This window comes from Candidatus Palauibacter australiensis, assembly GCA_026705295.1.
Taxonomy (GTDB): Bacteria; Gemmatimonadota; Gemmatimonadetes; order Palauibacterales; family Palauibacteraceae; genus Palauibacter; species Palauibacter australiensis.
In genome coordinates this window covers 1-2,026 of sequence record JAPPBA010000092.1, presented here as the reverse complement: position 1 = coordinate 2,026, position 2,026 = coordinate 1, and the positions used below count along the sequence as shown (strand labels likewise).

2 protein-coding genes are annotated in these 2,026 nt (G+C 72.0%); both read right to left on the bottom strand.

Annotation, left to right across the window (positions count from 1 at the left end; all coding sequences use genetic code 11):
- Positions 1-132: 132 nt before the first annotated feature.
- The gene (locus tag OXN85_07085) at positions 133-1,368 is read right to left on the bottom strand and encodes a TrbI/VirB10 family protein (protein MCY3599718.1); all 1,236 of its coding nucleotides are present in this window, start codon (positions 1,366-1,368) and stop codon (positions 133-135) included.
- On the bottom strand, positions 1,365-2,026 hold a 662-nt coding region (locus OXN85_07080; GenBank protein ID MCY3599717.1), incomplete at its 5' end, for a TrbG/VirB9 family P-type conjugative transfer protein. The genes OXN85_07080 and OXN85_07085, both read right to left, overlap by 4 nt.

Here is a 2,026-nt window from a genome sequence, read left to right as displayed (position 1 = left end):
TGATCGTGGCCCGCTGGAACCAGCTCCCGAAGTCGAACTGCGCGCTCGCGGGACGAGCGCCCGCGAGGAGCAGAACGGGGACGAGAAGCGCGGGGGCGAGGATGCGGTGAAGCATGAAAGAGTCCTTTCGTGTCATCTGGTTGGGGTCGGGACGGGGAGGAGGACATCGGAGGTGAGCCAGACGCGGAGCCGGTGGCCCGCGCGGATCGTGATCTCGGGCAGACGGTTCAGATACCGGTCCAGCATCGAGGCGGCGCTGCCTCCGAGCCCTTGGCCGACGCCCGCCCGGAGTCCGTAGGGGGAGGCCCCGGCGAGCGTGAGCCCGCTCAGCGCGCCGACCGCTCCGGCGGCTGCGAACGTCGAGAGGTAGCGGCGGTTCACCTGGTCCCGAAGCGCGCTCTCGCCCACCTGGTTCAAGCCGGTGAACTCAAGGTCCACCCAACTCGCATCGGGGAGCAGCAGCCGGTGGAATGAGACGGCGAGGCGGCTCTGGTCGCGGTTCTGGACGGCCTGGGCCGTTCCGACGACGCGCGCGCCGCGCGGGATCAGCACCCGCTGCCGGTCGGCCGAATAAAGCGGAGCCGAGACCATGGCGAGCACCGGCCCGGGGAACTCGCCCGAGAGTTGAGTCAGGAGCACCGCTTCGAGGAACGTGCCCTCGCGGATGCGCGCCCAGCCCGGCGGGTCATGCGGCCGCACCAAACGGCCGGGCTCGGACGTGCCTGACGCGGCGGGAACGTCCGCCTGCGGTGCCGGGCCTCCGGCGCCGGGCGCGAACCCTCCCGCGGCCAGCCCCGCCGCCATCTCGGCTTCGAGGGCGGCGAGGGACTGCCCAAGAGACGCGAGTGCGCCGTCGAGTGCCGCGTCGGGAGACTCGGGTACTGAGAGAGACCCCGCCGCATCCGGGGGTCCGTTCGGATCCCGGTGCGACTGCGCGACGGGGAATGAGCGGAGCGAGCGTGTCCCGCGCTCTACCTCCTCCAACCGGAGGGCCTCGCGAAGCTCGAACTCGGCGCGGCCCATGCCGCCCCCGGCGCTGCCCGGACTTGCCGGCGTGTCCTGTTCGACCGTTTCCTGCCCAGAGGCACCGGACTGTTGCCTCTCCCGGTCCGCATCCGCCGCCGCCTGCTGGCTCTGGCGGTCGGTTTCGTCGCTGAGGCGCCCGTCGAGCGCCCGGCCCGTGCGGTCGTCCACGGGCCGCGCCGGCGCGGGGGCGACGCCCTCAACCGTCTCGTCGGGACCGGTAAACGACGAGGATAGCAGCAGCCCGGCCACGAGCACGGTCATCAGGGCGATCCCGGCCTTCGTGACGAAGCCGCCCGGCAACGCGCCCTTCGGCTCCTTCACCAACTGCTTCCAGAGGCTCATCTCGAACCCTCCGCGGGCTCGAACCGCCACCCGGCCCGCCGGTCGCCGATCTGGAGCCACCCGTTGCCTAGGACGCGGCGGGCGACGTAGAGGCCGTCTTCGGTGAGATCGAACGCGACCAGGCTCGGTTCGCCGTCCCGGAGTTCGTAGAGCGCCGGAGACTCCTGCGCGCGCGAGCGGAGATAGGTGAACTCCCCGTCGTGCCACATCGCCTCGACCCGGAACGGCCGCTCGGACGCATCACGGTCCAGCCGGTACTCGAACCGGAGCCGCTCGGGGTAGGAGGCGCGGAACGCCTCGATCTCCGCCTCGGCCCGCTCCCGCGCCTCGACGATCCCGGCCTCGGCCTCCGCGCGGGCCAGCCGTGCGGCATCGACGGCCTGGGCCGCCATCTCGCGGTAGGCGGAGACTTCGCTCCGGGCGACGAACCTGGGAGCGTCGAACGCGGCCTCCGCCTCCGCACCCGCCTCCACCCGGACGACCAGATGGGGTGGCTTCTCGCCATCCTCGGAGACAAGGAAGGAGTAGATGCGACCGGACTCGCAGACGAGCGCGACGTTCGTCGCCGCGTCCTCGGCCAGCGGCTTCAGGTACGCGACGTTCGCCGCGCCGGTCAGGTGCCAGTACTCGGAGTCGCCGGCCACGAAGTCGAGGATCC